Source organism: Aeromicrobium sp. EU05-FHT14F07 (genome assembly GCF_058790455.1).
Map to the genome: position 1 here is coordinate 229,554 of NZ_JBYTCR010000001.1, position 21,060 is coordinate 250,613.

The window sequence follows — 21,060 nt, forward strand, 5'->3', positions numbered from 1 at the left end:
GGTCGCGCCGGGCAGCGTGCGGGGCCAGGATGGTCAGGAGGCCCACCCGACGCGACGGAGGACAGCATGAGCGAGCAGCCCCACCAGCCCGGCCAGGAGGTCGACGCCGCCGACCCGGGCGTGCCGAACGACCCGCCGGGGCCCGACGTGCCGGAGGACGCGGGGCCGAGCCTCTCGCCCGACGTCCCGGCACCGCCGCTGGCGGAGCAGCCCGAGGGCACGGCCGAGGTCGACGGTGCCGACCCCCACCGCGGCGAGACCGAGACCGGCGGGTCGGACGACGAGACGCAGACGGCGCCCGGCGCGGGTGGCGACGAGCAGGGCGACCACGACCGACCGGACTGACGGTCCGATCAGCCGGCGTCGCCCAGACCAGGGCGTCGCCGCGTCCGCTTGACGTCGCCGCGACGCTTCTTCGCGTCGACCCGACGGCGCTGGGAGGCGCGGGTGGGGCGGGTGGCCCGCCGAGGTCGCGGTGGGACCACGGCGACGGCGACGAGCTGCTCGAGCCGCACGCGGACGGCCTCGCGGTTGCGGTGCTGCGAGCGGTACTGCGAGGAGGCGAGGGTGAGGGTCCCGTCGACCAGACGGGTCCGCAGCCGCTCCTCGGCGAGCGCGCGCTGCGCGTCCGAGAGCACCTGCGAGCGACGCAGGTCCCACGTCACCTCGACACGGGTGTCGCTGGTGTTGACGTGCTGACCGCCGGGGCCCGACGACCGGCTGAACCTCCAGGTCAGCTCGTCGTCGGGGATGCGGAGCCGGTCGTCAGCCACGGCGGTCGCGCCCGGGCCGATCAGGTCGCATCGGAACCACCGCGGGAGCGCGAGAAGTCGATCCGGCTCACCGTCCCGCCCGACGACGACCGGCCCGCGGTGGGACCGTCGGTCGGGTCTTCGGCGTCGTCATCGTCGTGAGCGCCGTCGTCACCGTCGTCCGCGCCGTCGTCGGGGAAGTGCCCGAGGTAGGCCATCGCCGCGTCGTGCAGGCGACCGTTCGTGGCGACGGCGTTCGCGCCCCACGGCCCGTCGGTGCCGTCGAGGGCCGTGAACCGACCGCCCGCCTCGCGGACGATGACGTCGAGGGCGGCCATGTCCCAGAGCTTCAGCTCGGGCTCCGCGGCGATGTCGACGGCCCCCTCGGCGACGAGCATGTAGGACCAGAAGTCGCCGTACGCGCGCGTGCGCCAGCAGCGGCGGGCGAGCGCCCAGAAGGCGTCGGCCTTGTCGATCTGCTCCCAGGAGGGCGCCGAGCTGAACGACAGCGACGCGGCGGAGAGGTCGGAGACCTGCGAGCAGCGGATCGGCCGGGCGTGCATGAACGACTTGCCGGTGTAGGCGCCCGCGCCCTTCGAGGCCCACCAGCGCCGGCCGAGCGCGGGGGCGGAGACGAGTCCGGCGACGATCTCCCCGTCCTCCTCCAGCGCCACGAGCGTGGCCCAGACCGGCACCCCGCGCACGAAGTTGGACGTGCCGTCGATCGGGTCGATGATCCACCGGCGCTCGTGTGACCCGGTGGAGCCGAGCTCCTCGCCCTGCTCCTCGCCGAGGACGACGTCACGGGTGCGCGCCGACTTCAGCACACGACGGATGGCCGCCTCGACCGCCTGGTCGGACTCGGTCACGTAGCTCATGTCGGGCTTCGTGGACACCTCGAGGTCGATCGCGCCGAACCGGTCCATCGACAGGTTGTCGGCGGTGTCGGCCAGCACGTGGGCGAGCCGCACGTCGTCGTTCCAGGAGTGCGTCATGCTCGCAGGGTAACGGCGACGCCCGACGTGCCCGACGCGGCCACGCGTGCCGGCGGCCGGGTGGCACTGCCGTGGCGACGGTGGAGCGGACGACCGCCCGCGGGGCGCACCTGCTCCTCCTGGCCCGCGTGGTCGTGTCGACGGGCCCGTCGCCGCTCGCCCTCGCCGAGTGAGGCAGGCCGGACGCCGTCTACCAGCTGGTGGTGTCCTTCGCCGCGACGATGCGGCGGAACGACTCCACCCGCGCCACGGGCACCTCGCCCTCGGCGGCCGCCGTGTCGAGCGCGCACTCCGGCTCCGTGGCGGCGTGGGTGCAGCCCCGGGGGCAGTCGCGGCTCGCGTCGGCGAGGTCCGGGAACGCCCGCAGCACGTCGTCGACCTCCACGTGCGCGAGCCCGAACGAGCGGAAGCCCGGTGTGTCGATGATCCATCCACCCCGCCCGCCGGTCGAGGCGTCGTCGAGCTCGATCGCGAGCGCCGACGTCGACGTGTGCCGGCCGCGGCCGGTCACCTCGTTCACGTGGCTCACCGCGCGGCCCGTGCCGGGCACCAGCGCGTTGACCAGCGTCGACTTGCCGACGCCGCTGTGCCCGATGAAGACGCTGACCCGGCCGGCGATCGCGTCGCGCAGCTCGTCGAGGTTCTCGAGCCCGTCCTCGCCGCGGCGGGTGACGACCGCGCGGACGTCGAGCGGCCGGAGCAGGTCGAGGATGCCGTCGGCGGGTCCGAGGTCGGACTTCGTGAGGCACACGAGCGGCTCCATGCCGGCCTCGAACGCGGCGACGAGACAGCGGTCGATGAGCCCGGGACGCGGCGGCGGGTCGGCCAGCGCCGTCACCACGACCAGCTGGTCGGCGTTGGCGACGACGACGCGCTCGATCGGGTCGTCGTCGTCGGCGGTGCGGCGCAGCACGGTGCGGCGGGGGAGCACCTCGACGATCCGGGCCAGCGTGCCGGTGTCGCCGCTGACGTCGCCCACGACCCGCACCTCGTCGCCGACCACGACCCCCTGACGACCCAGCGGCCGCGACTTCATCGCGGTGACGAGCGGGTCCTCGGGGGTGGTGTCGAGGAGGCGCAGCGTGTACCGGCCGCGGTCGATCGTGACGACGCGTGCCACGGGGGCGTCGTCGTACGACGGGCGGTCCTTCGTGCGAGGACGCGTGCGACGACGCGGTCGGTCGAACGCGGCGTGCTCGTCGTCCTGCCTCACGCGACCAGCCGCTCCCAGACCGGCGCGAAGTTCGGGTAGGTCTTGACCGTGGTCGAGACGTTCTCCACGAACAGCTCCGGCACGCGCAGGGCGAGCACCACGGCGGCGTGCGCCATGCGGTGGTCGTCGTAGGTCTCGAAGATCGCACCGTGCAGGGGACGCGGGCGGATCTCGAGGCCGTCCTCGGTCTCGGTGACGTCGCCGCCCAGCCGGTTCAGCTCGGTCGCGAGGGCGGCCAGCCGGTCGGTCTCGTGACCGCGCAGGTGCGCGACCCCCCGCAGCCGCGACGGGCCGTCGGCGAGGGCTGCGAGCGCCGCCACCACGGGCGTCAGCTCGCCGACGTCGTGCAGGTCGAGGTCGACGCCCTGGATGCTGGAGCCACCCTGGAAGACGAGGTCGGCGCCGTCGCGCTCGACGCCACCGCCGAACGCCTCCACGAGCCAGCGCCACGCATCGCCGGCCTGCTGGGTCCGCTCGGGCCAGCCACGGACCCGCATGCGCCCACCGGTGGCGACGGCGGCGGCCACGAAGACACCCGCGTTGGAGAGGTCGGGCTCGATCTCGACGTCGAGGGCGCGGACCGGCCCGGGTGACACCACCCACCGGTCCGGCGTGGTGTCGTCGACCTCGACGCCGCGCCGGCGCAGCTCGTGCACGGTCATCTCGACGTGCGGCAGCGAGGGGAGGGCCGCGCCGACGTGGCGCAGGTCGAGCCCGCGCGCGAAGGCGGGCGCGGCGAGGAGCAGCGCGGACACGAACTGGCTGGACGCCGACGCGTCGACCTCCAACGGGCCGCCCTCGACCACGCCGGTGCCGCGCACGACGAACGGGAGCGCGCCCCGGCCCTCGTCGTCCACGTCGACGCCGAGCGCGCGGAGGGTGGCGATCGTCTGCCCCATCGGACGACGCCGCGCGTGCGGGTCGCCGTCGAAGGTCACGGGCGCGGAGCCCAGCGCGGCGAGCGGCGGCACGAAGCGCATGACGGTGCCGGCCAGTCCGCAGTCGACCGCGGCGGGGGCGGTGCTGGTGCGGTCGACCGGTGTGACGCGCCAGGTCATGCCGTCCTTCTCGACCCGGGCGCCGAGCGACGTCAGGGCTGCTGCCATCAGCTGCGTGTCGCGGGAGCCGAGCGGGCGCGACACCGTCGACGGGCCGTCGGCGAGCGCCGCCAGCACGAGGGCGCGGTTGGTCAGCGACTTGGAGCCGGGCACGAGGACCTGCGCGTCGACGGGCGTGTCACGGGTGGGGGCGAGCCAGGGCAGCGGGGCGTTCATCACGCGCCACTCTAGTGGTGCCGACGCGTGCCGCCGCAGCGCGCGGCGGCGGCGTCGGGCGCACTCACGGACGCAGGTCGTCGATCCGCTCCGCGACGGCGTCGGCCGCGTCGACGACCTTGTTCTTGGCGCGGGTGCCGATGAACTTCTTGTGCGGGTCGGGGTCGAGCGTGCTCATGAGCAGACCGCCGATGAGCGAGACGTTCTTGAGGAAGTGGATGGTCTGGTTCTGGCGCGACGCCGGGTCGGACTCGTTCCAGAACGGGTGGCCCACCGCGGTGGTCGGGACGAGGGTGCCGGCGAGCACGGCCGCGGAGAGCCGGGGGAAGTGCCCGGTCGCGAGTGCCGCGCCCGCGACGACGTGCACGGCGCCGTTCACGCGGACGAGGTTCGTCGGCGACGTCTGGAGCTGGGGCGCGGTGCGTCCGAGCGCGTCGGCGACGGGCTCCGCCTTGGGCCCCATGGCCGACGCGTGGCGCAGGGCGTTCACACCCCCGTAGACGAACATCGACGCGAGCAGAGGACGGGCGAGCGTGCGCAGGACGGTCATGGACCCATCATGCCAACGTCGCCAGGTTCCACAACGCCAGCGCGGAGGCGCACGGTGAGACAGCGCAAAGGTGCACGGTGACCCAGCGTGACTCAGCGCGGGAGCGACGGGTCAGAGGGGGAGGATCCAGCTGCCCGAGCTGAAGCGGACCGTGTCGTTGTCCGACCGCGGGTCCTCGGGGGCGCTGATGCGGATCGTGCCGGCCGGGGCCGCGCCTGCCACCTTGAAGGGGAAGCTGCCCCCCTGGCCGGCGGGCATGAGCCGGCTGCAGCTGAGTGCGGTGATCCGGTCGTTGCGCGACGCGTCGCACGTCCAGCCGCCCCCCGGCACGCCCCGGAAGGTCGCGGAGCGGTCGAAGGCGATGGAGATCGTGACGGTGCGTGCCACGAGGTTGCTGCCGCCGTCGGCGGTGATCGGCACGATGATCCGCCGTTGCAGGTAGGTGCTGTCGTTCGTCACCGAAGGCGTCCCGAGGCCGAAGTCGGTGGGCGTGACCGGCGGTGGGGTGGGTGTCGGCTCGGCGCTGGGGGTCGGCGACGGCTCGGGCCCCGCCGTCCCGCCGGGGGCCGGGGTGGCACCGGCCGTCGACTCGGGGTCGGGCGTCGGCTCGGCCCCCTCGGTCCCGGTGGTCGGTGCCGGGGTGGGTGCGGTGGTCGGCTCCTCGGCGGGAGCGGGGTCCGACGGTGCCGTGTCCTGCGACGGCTCCGGCGTCGGGGCGGCGACCACGGGCGGGGCGGTGCCCGGCTCGGGCGAGGGCGTCGGGGTGGGTGAGGCCGACGCCACGACCGAGGGCTGGTCGGGCCGCACGAGGTCGGCGCCGCCGACCACGACCCCGGTGGTGAGTGCTCCGGTGACCACCGTCGTGGCGACGACCGCGGGCGTGCCGACGGTGGCGGCGGTCGCCGCGGCGGCCTGGGCGGGGACCAGGGCCACGCGCGCGACCTGGGCGACGACCGCCGACGTCAGCATGGACGCGCCCGCGTAGCCGCCGGCGGCCACGAACCCGCCGCCCGCTGCCACGCCGCTGGCCGCCGTGCCGCTTGCCGCGGCCGACCCCGCCGAGGCCATCGCGCTGCCCGCTGCCAGGCTCCCGGCGCCCGCGATCGCGGTGGCCGCGACGCCGGTCGCCCCCAGGTAGCCGGCGGCAGCCGGCCCCAGGACGGCGGGGGCGAGGAGCCCGCGCAGGTTCTGGTTGACCTCGACGAGCTCGAGGTGGACCCCGGTGCACCGCCGGCAGCCGTCGAGGTGCTCGTCGACCTTCGCCGTGTCGCGCGGCGACAGCGTCTGCCGGACGTACCCGCCGAGCAGAGGGGTGACCCGGCGGCAGGCGTCGTCGGTCGTCGTGGCCGCGTGGCTCTCCAGGTAGGCGGCGCGCAGGCCCTCGCGGGCGCGGTAGGCCAGGGCGGAGACGGCGTTGGGACTCATGCCGAGCAGCGGGGCGACGGCAGCGGGCTTCTGGCCCTCGACCTCGACGTGCCAGAGGACGAGCTGCCACCGCTCGGGGAGGGACGTGAACGCGCGGGCCGCCGCGTCGTTCTCGAACGCGATGCTCACCGCGTCCTCGAACGGCACCCCGCGGTCGAGGACGGCGTCGTCGTCGGTCGGACGGGTGCGGGTGGTCGCACGGATCCGGTCGACGTGCAGGCGCCGCACGGAGGTGAGCAGGTATGCGCGGAACGCCTCGTCGGGGCCGCGGCCGTCCTGCAGCACCGCCAGGACCTTGAGGAAGGCCTCGGAGACGAGGTCGTCGGCCTCGCCGGTCGTGAGGAGCTGGCGGGCGAGGCGGGTCGCCGCCTGCACGTGGCGCTGGAAGAGGATGGCGTAGGCGCTCGTGTCACCGGCGCGCACGGCGCGGATGAGCTCCGCGTCGCTGCTGTCCAGCGTCGTGGCCTGCGCGTCCCGCACGATCGTCTCCCTCGTCCAAGCTCCCGGCTGGTCCAACGAGCGAACGGTCCCGACGTCACGACGGTCCGAGCGCCGCGAGAAAAAAAGTCGTCGGTACCGCGTCATGGAACGTCTCCTCACCCGTTCCTCCTGCGACCGACACGAGAGGGGGACCGTCATGGAGGACACGCGACGCGCGGCAGCGCTGCTCGCCGATGCCGTCCGGGACGGTCGGACCGACGTCGAGGGCGTTGCACACGTGGTGGGAGCGAGTGCAGCGCTCGACGGGTCCCCCCTCGACGAGGTGATCGACCTCGTCGAGGAGGCCTTCGACGGCGCCCCGCGGCACCTGGCCGTGCGGGCGGCGTGCCTCGGGTGGGCCGAACGTGCCGTGGCACGGGTGCACGAGGCGGGCTGCGAGGATCCGTTGACGTCGTTGTCGACGGTCCCGCACCTGCACAGCAGGTTGGGCGACGTGTACCGCGCCGCCGCTGTCGAGGAGCAGCGGCCGGGCGACGGGCACGTGCTCGTGGTGGTCGACGTCGGCGTCGGACGGGCGAGGTCGTCGCTCGAGACGTCGGTGCGGGCCATCGAGGTGGGCCAGGTGCTCAGGTCGGTGTACCCGGGTGGCGAGACCGTCGCCCGGGTGGGACCTGGGCGCTTCGCGGTGGTGTCGGCGAGGGAGCGCGCCGATGCCACGACGCTCGCGCTCGTCGGTGTGCTTCTCGGGCGCACGCCGACGGGCGGGACGGCGCCTCGGCTGTGGGTGGAGGAGCTTCCGCCCACGGCCGAGGACCTGCCGGGGCTGCTGCACGCGCTCTCGTCCTGAGCGGCGGGCGCCGAGAGGTCGTGCTCGTGCGGCCCTGTCGGTGCGCTGTGGGAGGCTCGTGCCATGTGCGGCAGGTACGCGACCACGCGGACGTCCGCCGAGCTCGACGACGCCTTCGCGGCCGCGCTCGGCGACGGTGTCGAGCTGCCTGCGGCCGACTGGAACGTGGCGCCCACCAAGCAGGCGCCCGTGGTCGTGGGGCGGCGGCGCGACGACGCCGAGGAGGCGGCCCCGCCCCGGCGCGAGCTGCACGCCGCCACCTGGGGACTCGTGCCCAGCTGGGCCAAGGACCGCTCGATCGGCAGCCGGATGATCAACGCGCGGTCCGAGACGGTCGCCGAGAAGCCGGCGTTCCGTTCGGCGTTCGCCCGTCGGCGGGCGATCGTGCCCGCCGACGGCTACTACGAGTGGTACGCGGGGGAGGGGCCGAAGGCGCCGAAGCAGCCGTTCTACATCACGGCCGCCGGCGACGACGGCGCCCGTGAGGTGCTGGGTCTGGCAGGCCTCTACGAGTTCTGGCGTCCGTCGCGCGACGAGTCGTGGCTGCTGACGTTCACCATCCTCACGACGAGCGCGGAGGGCGCCGACGGCGTGCTGCACGACCGTGCGCCGCTGCTCGTGCGGCCCGAGGTCCGCGACGCCTGGCTGGCGCCCGTCGCCCGGCCGACCGGGGAGCTGCTCGACCTGCTGGTCCCGGCCACCCCAGGACGTCTCGACGCCTGGCCCGTCAGCACCCAGGTCAACAACGTGCGCCACAACGGTCCGGAGCTCGTGGAGCCGCTGCCCGCCGAGTGAGGCGGGCGGGCTGTGCGAGCCCTCGGAATAGGGCGACGGCGGGCACCGTTGTGACCGGTGTAAGGAGGCCGACATGCTTGCGTGCCCTGAGCGCACCACCACCAGTCCTACGCCACTGTCCGTCGACGTCGTCGCCCGAGGCGACCGTCGGACCCCGGGAGTAGGCTGGAGCACGATGACCGACACCCCAGAACGTTCCGACAGGACCGCGGAGGTCAGCCCCTCGGCGGGCACCGCGTCCGACCCGTCCGTCGACCTGCTCACCGACGTGGTCGACTACAGCGACGTCGACGTCGCGACCGAGACGCCGGAGCAGCGCCAGGCCCGGTTCGAGGCCGAGGCGCTCCCGTTCCTGAACCAGCTCTACTCGGCCGGTCTGCGCATGACGCGCAGCCCGCAGGACGCCGAGGACCTCGTGCAGGAGACGTACGCGAAGGCCTTCAGCGCCTACCACCAGTACAAGCCGGGCACGAACCTCAAGGCGTGGTTGTACCGGATCCTCACGAACACCTACATCAACTCCTACCGCAAGAAGCAGCGCCAGCCGCAGCAGGTCACCGACGAGATCGAGGACTGGCAGATCGCGGCGGCGGAGGCGCACTCCTCGTCAGGCCTGAAGTCCGCGGAGATGGAGGCGCTCGAGCGACTGCCCGACAGCGACGTCAAGGACGCGCTGCAGGCGCTGCCGGAGGACTTCCGCTACGCGGTGTACCTCGCTGACGTCGAGGGCTTCCCGTACAAGGAGATCGCGGAGATCATGGGCACGCCCATCGGCACCGTGATGTCCCGCCTGCACCGTGGTCGACGCCAGCTGCGCGAGCTGCTCGCCGACTACGCGCGTGACCGCGGCATGGCCGTGGCGAGCGGGGTGAGCGACCAGTGAGCGCCGAGCCCACCTCCGCCGGAGGGTGCGAGGGCCCGGACTGCTCCAAGGCCCTCGAGAACCTCTACCTGTTCCTCGACTCGGAGATCGACAGCGCCAGCTGCGACGAGATCCAGGCCCACATCGACGACTGCAGCGAGTGCCTGACCGAGTACGACCTCGAGCGTCTCGTCAAGGCGCTGGTGCACCGCTCCTGCAGCGAGGTCGCGCCCGAGCCGCTGCGCGACAAGGTGCTCCTCTCGATCCGCGCCGTCCAGGTCCAGATCACCGAGTACCGCTCCTCCTGACCACACTCCACCGCCCCTCCCCGCCGTCGGGGAGGGGCGGTGGTGCGTCCGGGGGCTTGTGGGTTCGCGGGGGTGGCTGTGCCTCGAGGCGGGGTGCGCTTGTTGTGGCTTCTTCTCTCGGGTGGGGCTGCGTCGGTGCGGCTTCCTCCCTCGGGTGGGGCTGCGCTAGCGCGGCTCTGACTCGTCCTGCGCTCCGAAAGGGCCTCGACCGGGCGGCTGGGCGGGGGTCGGCTTCGGATCTCGGGCTGTGGCTCCCGCGGTGGACGCAAGTATCTGCGTTCGTGCGCTGGGGCTCGAAGGATTCTGCGTTTGCTACGGGATCCCGTCGTGAACGCAGAAGCGTTCGACCTCGAACACGTGAAGGCAGAATCTTGGGTGCCCTTTGCGTTGGGGGGACGAAGGATTCTTCCTTCTCGTGGACCGTTCCACGAGAAGGAAGAATCCTTCGCGCCCCTTGCCCCCTGAGCGGTGGATGCGTCACCTGAAGAACGCTCAGAAGGTGGCAGATCCACCGCCGGCACGCGCAAACGCAGCATCTTGGGCCAATCGCGCACAAAGGAAGAATCTTGGGTGCAACGCGGGCCACAGCCCGAGAACCCAGCCCCGCACCGTTGCCAGCCGCCCGGTCGAGGCCCTTTCGGAGACCACCTCCACGAGAAGCCGCGCCAGCGCAGCCCCACCCGACCGACAACCCGCACCGACGCACCCCCCCCACCCGAACGAGAAGCCACACCACCGCACCCCCGGCAGAACGAGAAGCCGCAGCAGCGCAGCCCCAGCCGACCACGCGTCCCCGGACGCGACGAAGCCCCCGCCGGCGTGGGCCGGTGGGGGCTTCGATCGTCTGCGCTCGCGGGGAGCGTCAGGTCACGCGTTGGGGCGCTTGCCGTGGTTGGCGCCCTTCTTGCGACGCGCGCGGCGCTTGCGGCCGGTCTTACCCATGATGGTCCTCCTCAGACGTCCAGCGTCCATGGTCCCACACGGGGCCGTCGGGGCGGCACACGCCCTGGGAGCATGCGGTCACGGGGTGGGCAGGCGCGACAGGAAGCGTTCCCGGTCGACGACGACGCGCCGCACCTCCCCGTGGGCGACGATCGTGCCGTGGGCGTCGTGCGCGGCGACCCGGAACCGCAGGAGCCGGCCGTCCTCGTAGGTGACGTCGGCCGTCGCGGTCACCGTCGCCCCGACCGGGCTCGCCGCCACGTGCTCGACCTCGACGCGGGTGCCGACGCTCGTGCGGTGCTCCTCCAGGTCGAGCGCGGCGCACGTCGCCTCCTCGAGCCAGGCGAGCAGGCGAGGGGTGGCGAGCACGGCGAGGTCGCCACTGCCCAGGGCGGCTGCGGTGTCGGCGTCGCCCACCACGTGGGTGACGGTCGCGGTGCGGGGCATGGGTCCTCCTGGGTCGTCGGGCGGGTCGGCTCAAGCCTGCCCGACGGGCTGCTCTCCCGTGTCGGACCACGCCGCCCACAGCTGCGCGTACCGGCCGCCGGCGCGCAGGAGCGCCTCGTGCCGCCCCTCCTCGACCACGGCACCGTCCTCCATGACGAGCACCCGGTCGGCGGTACGGGCCTGGGTGAGCCGGTGCGCGATGACGAGCGCCGCGCGCCCCCGCGTGACGGCCGAGGCTGCCTGCTCCAGCTCGCGGGCACCGGACGACCCGGCCTCCGCCGTCGCCTCGTCGAGCACCACCACCTGCGGGTCGAGCAGGGCGACGCGGCTGAGCGCGAGCTGCTGCGTCTGCGCCGGCGTCAGAGGGTGCCCGAGGTCGCCGACGACGGTGTCGAGGCCCTGGGGGAGCGTACGGGCCCAGCCTGCGGCGTCGGTGGTCTCGAGCGCCCGCCACAGGGCCTCGTCGTCCGCGTCGGCCCGGGCGAGCAGCAGGTTGTCGCGCAGGCTGCCCGCGAAGACGTGCACCTCCTGCGACACGAGCGCCACGTGACGACGCACGACGGGCTCGGGCGCCGTGGTCACGTCGAGGGCGCCGAGCCGGACGCGGCCCCCGGTCGGGCGCAGCGTTCCGGCCGCGATGCCTCCGAGGGTCGACTTGCCGGCGCCCGTGGCCCCGACGACGGCCACGTGCTCGCCGGGGCGGATCGTCAGGTCGATCCGAGCCAGCACGGGGCGGCCGGTCTCGTACGCGTGGTGCACCCCCTGCAGCGTCAGCACCGGCTCGGGCCCGGCGTCGACGGGCGCGACGTCGCGCGGCGGGATGAGTGCCACCCCGGCCAGGCGCGCGAGGGCGGCACCGCTGGCCTGGGCGGCGTCGAAGACGTACAGCACCGCGCCGATCGGGTTGAACAGGCGGTGGAAGAAGAGGGCAGCGGCCGTCGCGTCGCCGACGCTGGCCGAGCCGGTGCTGACGAGGGCGTACCCGGTCGCCAGCACGACGACGAGCCCCACGCACTCCGACGCGTTCATGCGTGCCCCGAGCCGCGTGTACAGGCGGAACACGTCGAGCGTGATCGCCACGGCGTCGCCGGAGCGTCGCTCGACCCGCTCGAGGGCGACGTCCTCGACGCCGAACGCCCGCAGCGTGGGTGCGTCGCGCACACCCGTCACGAGCACCTCGGCCCGCGCCCCCTCGGCCGTGCGCTCGGCGCGGTAGAACGGGATCGAGCGCGGCAGGTACCAGCGCATGCCGAGCACGTAGCCAGGGGCGGCAGCCAGGCCCGCGAGGCCCAGCCGCCAGTCGAGCGTGAAGAGACCGCCGACGGTGAAGGCGATCGCCGACACCGACGTGAGGAGCATCGGGATCGCCTCGTCGAGGGACTCGGTGACGCGCCGGACGTCGTCGCCGACGCGGCCGAGGACGTCGCCGACGCCGGCGGCCTCGAGCTGCTGGGAGTCGAGGTGGAGGGCACGGTCGAGCACCTCCTCGCGCAGCTCGGCCAGGGCGGGCGCGACCGTCCTCGCGAGCGCGGCCGTCGACACGGTGGTCGACACCGCGGCGACGACCGCGGCGGCCAGCATGACGCCGACCGGCACGAGCACGTCGGTGAAGCTGCCGTCGTCGCGCACGACGTCGACGACGCGGCCGATCATGAGCACCGGCACGATGCCGGCGAACCCGGTCACGAGGAAGGCCGTCACGGTGAGCGCCAGGCTGCCCCGCCGGGCACGCAGCAGACGCCAGGCGACGCGCGTGGTGCTGCGACCGTCGGCGACGGGCAGCAGCTGGTCGGCCTGCGGGGTCGGGCTCATCGGTCGACCGCCTCGCGGTAGTCGGCGTCGCGCAGCAGGTCTGCGTGCGTGCCCTGGGCGACCACGCGTCCCTCGCGGACGACGAGCACGCGGTCGGCGGCGCGCAGCAGGGCGGGGCTGGAGGTCAGGACGAGCGTGGTCCGGCCGGTCCGGAGGCGTCGCACGCCCTCGGCGACGGCCTGCTCGGTCACGGCGTCGACGGCACTCGTCGGGTCCTGCAGCACGATGACGGGCCGGTCGGTCGCCAGGGCACGCGCCAGGGCGAGCCGCTGACGCTGGCCACCGGAGAGGCTGCTGCCGCCGGCACGGACCGGTCGGTCCAGGCCGTCGGGGTGGAGGCGGACCACGTCGTCGGCTGCCGACGCGGCGAGGGCCGGGGCGAGCGCGCCGTCGTCGTGCTGGCCGCCAGGGTCGACGGTCGTGCGCAGCGTGCCCTCCGTGATGCCGCCGTGGTGCGAGACGACGAGCAGGTGACGGCGACGTCCGGCCACGGACAGCTCCGCGAGCTCGACGTCGCCGAGACGTGCGCGGCCCGAGACGAGGTCGAGGTCGCCGGAGAGCAGCGCCACCAGGGCGTCGGAGACGGCCGGGTCGTCGACGGCGACGGCGACCAGCTCGTCGTTCCGCAGGTGCAGGCTGAGCCCGGCCAGCGGACCCGCCGTCACGTCCTCGAGCACGAGCTCGGGCCGGTCCTCGCTGGGGGTCCGCCCGCCCGGCGCGAGGATGCGCGGCGTGGCGAGGAAGTCGACGATCCGCGCGGCCGACGCCCGCGACGCCGCGAACTGCGCGCTGACGTCGCCGAGGCCGCGCAGCGGCTCGGCCAGGAACTGCGTGAGACCCACGAGCGCGATGAGCTCGCCGAGGCTGATGTCGCCGTCGAGCGCGCGACGTCCGGCGAGCAGCGCGACCGCTGCGAGCAGCAGCCCGCTGAGGGCGGTCGTGAAGCCGTCGAGGTAGCCCCACGACCGGGCGACGGCGACCGTGTCGTCGCTCGCCCGGGTGCTGGCGACGCGGTAGCGGCGCAGCGCGACGTCCTCCCCGCCGATCCCCTTGAGCGGACGCAGACCCTCGAGCAGGTCGGCGGCCAGGCCGGAGGCGGCAGCCGTGCTCTCCTGCTGCCGGGCGGTGCGGCGCGCCACCAGCGGCGCGAGGGCCTGGATCGCGACGAGCACGGCCGGGACCCCGAGCAGGATGAGCAGACCCAGCACGACGTCGACGCGGAGCACGTAGGCGGCCGTCACGAGCACGGCCACGAGGGACGCGATCGCGTAGCCGAGCTGGTGCAGGGCCATCGGCACGAGGTCGGCGTCGGACGTGGCGATGGAGAGCGTCTCGCCCGCGAGCCGGTCGGTGCGCGCCCCGCGGGGATGCAGCACGTGCCCGGCGACCTCGACGCGCAGCGCGTGCGCCTCCCGCTCGATGCCCTGCTTGATGAAGCGTGCGCCGTACCGGTAGCCGTTGCTGAGCACGACGAAGAGCGCGACGAGCACACCGAGCGTCCACGCGAGGTCGCCGAGACCGCCGCCGTCGACGGCCTGGTCGACGACGAGCCCGATGACGACGGGCACGAGCGTCTCGCTGAGCTGCCACAGGGTCAGCAGGGGATAGCCACGGCCGAGGTCGCGTCCGTTGCGGCGTAGCGCGCGGCGCAGCAGGGCGCCCGCGGTGGCCGGGGCGCTGGTCGGTGCGTCGGGCGACTCCGTGCTCGTGTCGCGTCCGCCTCGTCCCATGCGAGTGAGGTTAGCCTAACCCGTCGTCGCACCGACCGCCGGTCGCGACGACGGCGGGCGCTGGCTCACACCCCGTGCGTGGTGCGCGGGTACTCCGCGGACACGTCGGTCATGACGTTCACGAGGTATGGCACGCCCGACGCGAACGCCCGGTCGAGCGCCGGGCCGATCTGGGCGGGGTCGGTGACCATCTCGCCCCCGCCGCCGAGGGCGGTGACGACCTGGTCGTAGCGCGTGTTCGGTGCGAGGTCGGCGGCGACGTCGTAGCCGTAGAGCATCTGCATGGGACTCTTCTCCAGGCCCCAGGCGGAGTTGTTGCCGACGACCATGACGACGGGCAGCCGGTGGCGCACGAGCGTGTCGACGTCCATGAGCGACATGCCGGCCGCGCCGTCGCCGAACAGCACGACGACCTGGCTGGAGGGTCGCGTGATGCGGGCCGCCATGGCGGCGCCCATGCCGGCGCCGAGGCAGCCGTAGGGGCCGGGGTCGAGCCAGCCGCCGGGCCGCTGGGGCTCGACGAACTTGCCGGCGAAGGAGACGAAGTCGCCGCCGTCGCCGATGACGACGGCGTCGTCGGCGAGGCGGGGGAGCAGCTCGCCGTAGATCCGCGCCGGGTGGATGGGGTCGCTGGACGACGCGAGGAGGTCGACGTCGCGGGCGGCCGCGGCGGAGACGAGGTCCTGCAGCTCGCCGAGCCAGGACGACCAGTCCGGGCGGGAGCCCGACGCGGACTGGAGCGCGGCGAGGACGCCGTCGAGCACGAGCGTCAGGTCGCCTGCGGCCGACGCGGCGAGGTCGGCGTGGGTCGAGAGCTGGCCGGGGGAGTCGGCGAGGTGGACGACCTGCGCGGGCGTCGCGCCGTCCTTGCCGCCGAACACGCCGTAGCCGAGGCGGAAGTCGAGCGGGGTGCCGGCGACGACGACCAGGTCGGCGCCGGAGAAGGCCGCCGAGCGGGCCTTGGTGACGAGCTGTGGGTGGCCACCGGGCAGGAGGCCGCGACCCATGCCGTTGGCGATGACGGGGATGCCGGTCTCGGCGGCGAACCGCGACGCGGCGTCCTCGGCGCGGTCGGCCCACACGTCGGTGCCGAGGACGAGCACGGGGCGGCGAGCGTCCTGCAGGAGCCGAGCGACGCGGGTCAGGTCGTCCTCGTCCGGCTGCAGGGGGGACCGGTCGGGACCGGTGGCGGTGCCGAGGGGCCCGGAGTTGAAGAACTCGTCCATCGGGACGTCGACGAACGTGGGTCCGCGGTGCGAGGAGCCGGCGCGGGTGAAGGCCTCGTGGACGGTGGGGGCGATGTCGGCGAGCGTGTGCGCGGTGGCCGCCCAGGTGGAGACGGTCTCGAAGATCGGGGGGTGGTCGAGCTCCTGGAGGGTCCCCATGCCCCAGCGGGCGGCCGGGGCGCGACCGCCGACGACGACGAGCGGCGAGCCGGCGAAGTGCGCCTGGGCGACCGGGCTGACGCCGTTGGTGACGCCGGGGCCGGCCGTGAGGACGGCGAGGCCGGGGGTGCGGGTGAGCTTGCCGACGGCCTCGGCGGCGAAGACGGCGGTCGGCTCGTGCCGGACGTCGATGATGGGCATCGGGTTGGCGGCGGTGACGGCGGCGTCGTACATCGGGAAGACGTGGGCACCGGAGAGCGTGAACATGGCCTGTACGCCGTGGGCGCGGGCCACCTCGAGCGCGTGGACGCCCCCGTGCGCGGAGCGCACATGGTCTGCACCGTGCGCGGAGCGCACATCGTCTGCACCGTGCGCGGTGGCTGCGGAGCTCCCGCCGTCGGTGTCGGGGGTGGTCGCGGACTCGTCGGTCTGTGACATGGCTCGCACGCTACTGCACGGCGGTGTCGTTGTCCGGGGGGCCGTCCGGGGCGTCCAGGGGACGGGCGCGGGTGGTCTGCCGGTACAGCCAGGGGCTCTCGCCACGGATCTGGTCGAGGACGGCGAGGAGGAGGTCGGCGCGGTGGGCGGGCTGCTCGGCGAAGAGCTCGGCGTCGCCGCGCAGGTCGGCGCGACCCTGGACGCCGAGCGCGAGCTGCAGGTGCAGGGCGCGCAGGAACGACGACGTGTTCTTGGCGGTGGGCGAGGGCCACTCGTCGTCCAGGTGCCCGCGGGTGCGAGGGGCGCGCACCCCGGCACCGAGTCGGGCGAGCCATGGCTCGACGATGCTCGGGTCGAGGGCGTTGCGGTGCAGCGCGGTCATGACCGCGTAGGCGAGGCGGTCGTCCTCGCCGTGGCGCCAGACGTAGGAGGTGGGGGTGAGCACGCGGTCGGCGATCACGTCGAGCAGCACGGTCAGCTCGAGCCGGTCGAAGTGTCGCGAGCGGGCGAGGGCGGCGAGGAGGTCGGCGCCGTGGGCGATGGCGTGCGCCCAGCCCTGCTCGGGGACCCAGCCGCGGTGGTCGAGCTCGCGGACGTACCAGCTGGTGGCGCGGTCGCCCCAGGCGAGCACGGTGGAGGAGGGCAGCACGTGCAGGGTGTTGTCGCGGCCGACGATGTCGGCGAGCAGGAGGGCGCTGTAGGAGCGTCGGACGACGGAGACGTCGCCGTCGTGGCCGAGCCCGTACCGCAGTCCGGGCGCGACACCGTCGCCCAGCCCGCCGAGGAGGTCGTCGTACACGCCGGTGGAGATCCAGGTGGTCAGCAGCGGGTAGGCGAGGTCCTCACGCAGTCGGGGGTTGGGGTGGCCGAGCATCTCGACGAGCTCGGCCGTGGACTCGTCGAGGGAGCGGTCGAGCGGAACCTGTCGACCGGTCCGCACCACGGCCTGCCAGTACGCCTCGGACATCTCGCCCATCGTGCCAGAGGGGTCCTGGTCCGCGGTAGCGCGGCTAGGGTGGGCGCGTGCCGACGCCCGACGACATCATCCGGTCGCAGACGGCTCTCGCGCCTGCCGACGTCGGCTGGGTGCACGCCCTCGTCGCGGACTGGCAGATCCTGGCCGACCTGTCGTTCGGCGACCTGGTGCTGTGGGTGCCCGACGCGGAGTCGAAGGGCCTGTGGGCGGTGGCGCAGATCCGTCCGACGACGGGCGCGACGACGCTGCTGGAGGACGTGACGGGCACGTTCGTGCCGGCGGAGCGCTCGCCGGCGGCCGGCCGGGTGCTGGCGGGCGAGGGCGCGCAGGACGACGACGACCCGGCGGTCGGCGACGGGCTGCGCGTGCGGCTGGTGCCGGTGCGCCGCGGTCCGGACACGATCGCGGTGCTGGCCGTGCGCAGCGGTCGCGACGCACGTGCCACGAGCCATCTCGAGGTGACGTACCGGGCCTGTGCGGAGGCCCTGGTCGCGATGGTGGCGCGAGGGGAGTTCCCGACGCCGGGCACCCGGTCGGACCTGGCCGACTCTCTGCGGGTGGGCGACGGCTTCATCCGGACCCGCGCCGACGGCACGGTCGAGTACGCGAGCCCCAACGCGCTGTCGGCGTACCGCCGTCTGGGTCTGCACGGCGACCTGCAGGACGTCGACCTGGCCGAGGTCACGGCAGCCTGCGTCGGTCGCACGCCGACGGACCTGAGCACGGCTGCGGCGCTCGGCGGGATGGCGCCGGCGGAGGCCGAGGTGGTCGGGGCGGAGGCGACCCTGCTGCTGCGCGTGATCCCGGTGACGCGTGAGGGCGCGCGTGGCCGCGGGGAGCGCGACGGTGCCGTGGTGCTGCTGCGCGACGTGACCGACCTGCGGCTGCGGGAGAAGCAGCTCCTGTCGAAGGAGGCGACGATCCGGGAGATCCACCACCGGGTCAAGAACAACCTGCAGACGGTCGCCGCGCTGCTGCGGCTGCAGGCGCGGCGCATGGACGTGCCGGAGGCGCGGGCGGCGCTGGAGGAGGCGGTGCGACGTGTGGGGTCGATCGCGCTGGTGCACGAGACGCTGAGCCAGGGGTTCGACGAGAGCGTCGCGTTCGACGACATCGCCGACCGGCTCCTGCGCACGGTGCTCGACGTCGGGGGTCCGCAGGTGCGGGCGGAGCGCATCGGCGCGTTCGGCCTGTTGCCGGCGGAGGTCGCGACACCGCTGGCGATGGTGCTGACGGAGCTCGTGCAGAACGCGGCCGAGCACGCGTTCCCCGACGGTGCCGGTCGGGTGACGGTGGCGGTGAACCGGATCCGCGACCGGCTGCGCATGCGGGTGAGCGACGACGGCGTCGGTCTGCCGGCCGACTTCGACCCGACCCGCAGCCTGGGGCTGTCGATCGTCTCCACCCTCGTGGAGAGCGAGCTGGGCGGGTCGCTCGGCTTCGAGTCGCGCCCCGGGCGCGGCGCGACCGTCGCCATCATGCTGACGCTCTGAGCCGGCGGACCTGCGCGCCGGTGCGGGCCCCGGACGTCGAGAACCCCGTACCCGGGCTCGGGTACGGGGTTCGGACGCGTGCGGCGTGGAACGTCTCAGGCGGTGCGAATACGCGCCCGGGCGTTGCGACGCTTGAGGGCACGACGCTCGTCCTCGCTCATGCCTCCCCAGACGCCATGGTCCTGACCGGACTCGAGTGCCCACTGTAGGCACTGCTCACGGACGTCGCAGCGGCGACACACGACCTTCGCCTCCTCGATCTGCATGATCGCGGGGCCGGTGTTGCCGATGGGGAAGAAGAGCTCGGGGTCTTCATCGAGACATGCGCTGTGGTGGCGCCAGTCCATGACGACAGCTCCTTCCCTTGTGTGTGCAGGCGCGCAGGGATGTCCGCCCAGGGGAAGACCAACGCGCCGCGTTCATCGTTTCAACAAAAGGCGCGTCGCACAAGGGATAGCCCGGTGGGTCGATGTCTGTTGAGTCACACAGGTCATACCAAAGGAGACGCCGTGCTCCGGGGGCGGGTGCCGACCGGGGCGTGGTCCTAGGCTGGTCCGGTGAGCGAGACCAGCGACCCGACCCCGTCCGACCAGCCGGACGCGAGCCCCGTGGCGCCGCGGGGGCGGGCCAGGGCGCTGCTGCTGGTGGCCGGTGCCGTCGTGGCCCTGCAGGCTGCGGGGCTGCTGGCGATCACGGCGCTCGAGCTGGCCTCGGTGGAGGCCGACCGGGTGGGTCTGGGCGTCAGTACCGCGGTCTTCCTGGGTGCGCTCGGCGTGCTGCTGCTGGTGGCGGTCGTCCAGGTGCTGCGCGGCCGCACCTGGCCTCGCGGCTTCCTCGTCTTCTCCCAGCTCCTGTGCCTGGCGCTCTCGTTCAACTTCCGTGGTGACGCCCCGTGGATCACGCCGACGCTGGCGGGGGGCGCCGCCGTCGCGCTGGTGTGCCTCCTGTCACCTCCGGTCACCCAGGCGCTCGGGCGCCACGATCCCGTGTGAGAATGGGCGACGGCATCACCTGCCGCGCTCCCGTGTCCGCGGGCCCGCCGTGCACCTACCGGTCGCGGGCCGCGTCGACGCCGTCCTGCTCCGGGTCCGCCCCGTGAGCCCCCGCCTTCAGCGAGAGAGAAGCTGCCAGCCCATGGTCGCCACCGACTCCACCACCTCGACGTTCGACGCGTTCGACCCCACCGACCCCGTGTTCGCGCTGCACCGCGGCGGGAAGATGCAGGTCGCCGCGACGGTACCGCTGCGGGACGCCGACGACCTGTCGATGTCGTACACGCCGGGCGTCGCGCGGGTGTGCGAGGCGATCGCGGCCGACCCCGACCTCTCGCACGACTACACCTGGGTGTCCAACACGGTGGCGGTCATCACCGACGGCACCGCGGTGCTCGGCCTCGGCGACATCGGCCCGGCCGCCTCGATGCCGGTGATGGAGGGCAAGGCCGTGCTGTTCAAGCAGTTCGGCGGGGTCGACGCGATCCCGGTGGCGCTGGCGACCACCGACGTCGACGAGATCGTCGAGACGATCGTGCGCATGGCGCCGACGTTCGGCGGCGTGAACCTCGAGGACATCTCGAGCCCACGGTGCTTCGAGATCGAGCAGCGGCTCATCGAGCGGCTCGACATCCCCGTCTTCCACGACGACCAGCACGGCACGGCCGTCGTCACCCTGGCGGCGCTCATCAACGCCGTCCGGCTCACCGACCGCGACATGCAGGACCTCAAGGTCGTCATCTCCGGTGCGGGTGCGGCTGGTGTGGCGATCGCGAAGATCCTGCAGTCCGCGGGCGTGCACCGCATCAGCGTCGTCGACCGCCAGGGCGTCATCCACCCCGGGCGCGACGACCTCAACAGCGTCAAGCAGTGGCTGGCGGACCAGACGGCCGACTGGGCGCGTCCCGGCACGGTCGGTGACGCGCTGGAGAAGGCCGACGTGTTCATCGGGGTCTCCGGCGGCACCATCCCCGAGGAGGACGTCGCGCGCATGGCGCCCGACGCGATCATCTTCGCGATGGCCAACCCGAACCCCGAGGTGCACCCCGACGTCGCGCACCGGTACGCCCGCGTGGTGGCCACGGGCCGCTCGGACTTCCCGAACCAGATCAACAACGTGCTCGTGTTCCCCGGCATCTTCCGGGGCGCGCTCGCGGTGCGTGCGACGGCGATCTCCGAGGGCATGAAGCTGGCGGCCGCGCACGCGATCGCCGAGCTCGTGGGCGACGAGCTGAGCGAGTCCTACGTCATCCCCTCACCGTTCGACCCGCGCGTGGCCGACGTCGTGAGCCGGGCCGTCACGGAGACGGCTCGCCGCGAGGGCCTCGCGCGCCGTCCGTACTGATCCGCTCGATACTGGACGCGGTACCTCGTCCGAGGCCG

Annotated in this window: 21 protein-coding genes; 8 read left to right on the forward strand and 13 right to left on the reverse strand. The window is 73.8% G+C overall.

Annotated features, from left to right (window positions below):
• Positions 1 to 66: 66 nt before the first annotated feature.
• On the forward strand, positions 67 to 345 hold the full coding sequence (locus tag AC3WRM_RS01185) for a hypothetical protein (protein ID WP_492246758.1): 279 nt from the start codon (positions 67 to 69) through the stop codon (positions 343 to 345).
• An 8-nt stretch (positions 346 to 353) separates the two neighbouring features.
• On the opposite strand, the gene arfB is transcribed toward AC3WRM_RS01185, so the two are convergent.
• The 6 genes from arfB to AC3WRM_RS01215 all read right to left on the reverse strand — a co-directional run bounded on the left by arfB (position 354) and on the right by AC3WRM_RS01215 (position 6,689).
• Positions 354 to 773: an alternative ribosome rescue aminoacyl-tRNA hydrolase ArfB gene (arfB, locus tag AC3WRM_RS01190; RefSeq protein ID WP_492246757.1), complete on the reverse strand. Its 420-nt coding sequence runs from the start codon at positions 771 to 773 to the stop codon at positions 354 to 356.
• A gap of 20 nt (positions 774 to 793) precedes the next feature.
• On the reverse strand, positions 794 to 1,747 hold the full coding sequence (locus AC3WRM_RS01195; RefSeq protein WP_492246756.1) for an inositol monophosphatase family protein: 954 nt from the start codon (positions 1,745 to 1,747) through the stop codon (positions 794 to 796).
• A gap of 190 nt (positions 1,748 to 1,937) precedes the next feature.
• Positions 1,938 to 2,960, reverse strand: coding sequence for a ribosome small subunit-dependent GTPase A (rsgA, locus tag AC3WRM_RS01200; RefSeq protein ID WP_492246755.1), 1,023 nt, complete (start codon positions 2,958 to 2,960; stop codon positions 1,938 to 1,940).
• Positions 2,957 to 4,234, reverse strand: a complete 1,278-nt coding sequence (gene aroA, locus AC3WRM_RS01205; protein WP_492247075.1) for a 3-phosphoshikimate 1-carboxyvinyltransferase — start codon at positions 4,232 to 4,234, stop codon at positions 2,957 to 2,959. The genes rsgA and aroA overlap by 4 nt, the downstream gene beginning before the upstream one ends.
• A gap of 64 nt (positions 4,235 to 4,298) precedes the next feature.
• Complete coding sequence (locus AC3WRM_RS01210; protein ID WP_067856151.1) at positions 4,299 to 4,784, reverse strand: DoxX family protein; 486 nt, start codon at positions 4,782 to 4,784, stop codon at positions 4,299 to 4,301.
• 111 nt (positions 4,785 to 4,895) lie between these two features.
• A complete protein-coding gene (locus AC3WRM_RS01215) occupies positions 4,896 to 6,689 on the reverse strand; it encodes a sigma-70 family RNA polymerase sigma factor (RefSeq protein ID WP_492246754.1) in 1,794 nt (597 codons plus the stop codon).
• A 157-nt stretch (positions 6,690 to 6,846) separates the two neighbouring features.
• Between AC3WRM_RS01215 and AC3WRM_RS01220 the strand changes: the two genes are divergently transcribed.
• The 4 genes from AC3WRM_RS01220 to rsrA all read left to right on the forward strand — a co-directional run bounded on the left by AC3WRM_RS01220 (position 6,847) and on the right by rsrA (position 9,462).
• Complete coding sequence (locus tag AC3WRM_RS01220; RefSeq protein WP_492246753.1) at positions 6,847 to 7,497, forward strand: hypothetical protein; 651 nt, start codon at positions 6,847 to 6,849, stop codon at positions 7,495 to 7,497.
• 63 nt (positions 7,498 to 7,560) lie between these two features.
• On the forward strand, positions 7,561 to 8,292 hold the full coding sequence (locus tag AC3WRM_RS01225) for an SOS response-associated peptidase (protein ID WP_492246752.1): 732 nt from the start codon (positions 7,561 to 7,563) through the stop codon (positions 8,290 to 8,292).
• Positions 8,293 to 8,467: 175 nt separating this feature from the next.
• Positions 8,468 to 9,175 carry a sigma-70 family RNA polymerase sigma factor gene (locus AC3WRM_RS01230; RefSeq protein WP_492246751.1) on the forward strand — a complete coding sequence of 236 codons (708 nt, stop codon included), beginning with the start codon at positions 8,468 to 8,470 and terminating at the stop codon, positions 9,173 to 9,175.
• Positions 9,172 to 9,462 (forward strand): mycothiol system anti-sigma-R factor, encoded by a 291-nt coding sequence (gene rsrA, locus AC3WRM_RS01235; protein WP_492246750.1) that lies wholly within the window; start codon positions 9,172 to 9,174, stop codon positions 9,460 to 9,462. Before AC3WRM_RS01230 ends, rsrA begins: the two co-directional genes overlap by 4 nt.
• Positions 9,463 to 10,329: 867 nt before the next feature.
• Here rsrA and AC3WRM_RS01240 read toward each other — a convergent pair.
• The 6 genes from AC3WRM_RS01240 to AC3WRM_RS01265 form a co-directional block, all read right to left on the reverse strand.
• Positions 10,330 to 10,404 (reverse strand): 50S ribosomal protein bL37, encoded by a 75-nt coding sequence (locus tag AC3WRM_RS01240; protein ID WP_369797015.1) that lies wholly within the window; start codon positions 10,402 to 10,404, stop codon positions 10,330 to 10,332.
• 78 nt (positions 10,405 to 10,482) lie between these two features.
• Positions 10,483 to 10,851 (reverse strand): thioesterase family protein, encoded by a 369-nt coding sequence (locus AC3WRM_RS01245; protein WP_492246749.1) that lies wholly within the window; start codon positions 10,849 to 10,851, stop codon positions 10,483 to 10,485.
• 30 nt (positions 10,852 to 10,881) lie between these two features.
• Positions 10,882 to 12,663: an ABC transporter ATP-binding protein gene (locus AC3WRM_RS01250; RefSeq protein WP_492246748.1), complete on the reverse strand. Its 1,782-nt coding sequence runs from the start codon at positions 12,661 to 12,663 to the stop codon at positions 10,882 to 10,884.
• Positions 12,660 to 14,393 carry an ABC transporter transmembrane domain-containing protein gene (locus AC3WRM_RS01255; RefSeq protein ID WP_492246747.1) on the reverse strand — a complete coding sequence of 578 codons (1,734 nt, stop codon included), beginning with the start codon at positions 14,391 to 14,393 and terminating at the stop codon, positions 12,660 to 12,662. Before AC3WRM_RS01255 ends, AC3WRM_RS01250 begins: the two co-directional genes overlap by 4 nt.
• 65 nt (positions 14,394 to 14,458) lie before the next feature.
• A complete protein-coding gene (locus tag AC3WRM_RS01260; RefSeq protein ID WP_492246746.1) occupies positions 14,459 to 16,216 on the reverse strand; it encodes an acetolactate synthase in 1,758 nt (585 codons plus the stop codon).
• 10 nt (positions 16,217 to 16,226) lie between these two features.
• Positions 16,227 to 17,183 (reverse strand): DUF2785 domain-containing protein, encoded by a 957-nt coding sequence (locus AC3WRM_RS01265; protein WP_492246745.1) that lies wholly within the window; start codon positions 17,181 to 17,183, stop codon positions 16,227 to 16,229.
• Between the two features lie 56 nt (positions 17,184 to 17,239).
• Here AC3WRM_RS01265 and AC3WRM_RS01270 point away from each other — a divergent pair, with 56 nt between their 5' ends.
• A complete protein-coding gene (locus AC3WRM_RS01270; RefSeq protein ID WP_492246744.1) occupies positions 17,240 to 18,685 on the forward strand; it encodes a sensor histidine kinase in 1,446 nt (481 codons plus the stop codon).
• A gap of 95 nt (positions 18,686 to 18,780) precedes the next feature.
• Here the strand turns inward: AC3WRM_RS01270 and AC3WRM_RS01275 are convergent, their stop codons facing one another.
• Positions 18,781 to 19,032: a WhiB family transcriptional regulator gene (locus AC3WRM_RS01275; protein WP_067856180.1), complete on the reverse strand. Its 252-nt coding sequence runs from the start codon at positions 19,030 to 19,032 to the stop codon at positions 18,781 to 18,783.
• Positions 19,033 to 19,242: 210 nt separating this feature from the next.
• Here AC3WRM_RS01275 and AC3WRM_RS01280 point away from each other — a divergent pair, with 210 nt between their 5' ends.
• Together AC3WRM_RS01280 and AC3WRM_RS01285 are read left to right on the forward strand one after the other, a co-directional pair.
• Positions 19,243 to 19,677, forward strand: a complete 435-nt coding sequence (locus AC3WRM_RS01280) for a hypothetical protein (RefSeq protein ID WP_492246743.1) — start codon at positions 19,243 to 19,245, stop codon at positions 19,675 to 19,677.
• A 142-nt stretch (positions 19,678 to 19,819) separates the two neighbouring features.
• Positions 19,820 to 21,022, forward strand: coding sequence for an NAD(P)-dependent malic enzyme (locus tag AC3WRM_RS01285; RefSeq protein ID WP_492246742.1), 1,203 nt, complete (start codon positions 19,820 to 19,822; stop codon positions 21,020 to 21,022).
• Positions 21,023 to 21,060: the final 38 nt, after the last annotated feature.

Excerpts from the sequence above, each read along its gene's own strand:
- AC3WRM_RS01230 (WP_492246751.1), top strand. The coding sequence starts at position 8,468 with ATGACCGACACCCCAGAACGTTCCGACAGGACCGCGGAGGTCAGCCCC.
- AC3WRM_RS01285 (WP_492246742.1), top strand. The coding sequence starts at position 19,820 with ATGGTCGCCACCGACTCCACCACCTCGACGTTCGACGCGTTCGACCCC.
- AC3WRM_RS01245 (WP_492246749.1), bottom strand. The coding sequence starts at position 10,851 with ATGCCCCGCACCGCGACCGTCACCCACGTGGTGGGCGACGCCGACACC.
- AC3WRM_RS01210 (WP_067856151.1), bottom strand. The coding sequence starts at position 4,784 with ATGACCGTCCTGCGCACGCTCGCCCGTCCTCTGCTCGCGTCGATGTTC.
- AC3WRM_RS01255 (WP_492246747.1), bottom strand. The coding sequence starts at position 14,393 with ATGGGACGAGGCGGACGCGACACGAGCACGGAGTCGCCCGACGCACCG.
- AC3WRM_RS01275 (WP_067856180.1), bottom strand. The coding sequence starts at position 19,032 with ATGGACTGGCGCCACCACAGCGCATGTCTCGATGAAGACCCCGAGCTC.
- AC3WRM_RS01195 (WP_492246756.1), bottom strand. The coding sequence starts at position 1,747 with ATGACGCACTCCTGGAACGACGACGTGCGGCTCGCCCACGTGCTGGCC.
- AC3WRM_RS01260 (WP_492246746.1), bottom strand. The coding sequence starts at position 16,216 with ATGTCACAGACCGACGAGTCCGCGACCACCCCCGACACCGACGGCGGG.
- AC3WRM_RS01225 (WP_492246752.1), top strand. The coding sequence starts at position 7,561 with ATGTGCGGCAGGTACGCGACCACGCGGACGTCCGCCGAGCTCGACGAC.
- AC3WRM_RS01185 (WP_492246758.1), top strand. The coding sequence starts at position 67 with ATGAGCGAGCAGCCCCACCAGCCCGGCCAGGAGGTCGACGCCGCCGAC.
- AC3WRM_RS01220 (WP_492246753.1), top strand. The coding sequence starts at position 6,847 with ATGGAGGACACGCGACGCGCGGCAGCGCTGCTCGCCGATGCCGTCCGG.
- AC3WRM_RS01250 (WP_492246748.1), bottom strand. The coding sequence starts at position 12,663 with ATGAGCCCGACCCCGCAGGCCGACCAGCTGCTGCCCGTCGCCGACGGT.
- aroA (WP_492247075.1), bottom strand. The coding sequence starts at position 4,234 with ATGAACGCCCCGCTGCCCTGGCTCGCCCCCACCCGTGACACGCCCGTC.
- AC3WRM_RS01265 (WP_492246745.1), bottom strand. The coding sequence starts at position 17,183 with ATGTCCGAGGCGTACTGGCAGGCCGTGGTGCGGACCGGTCGACAGGTT.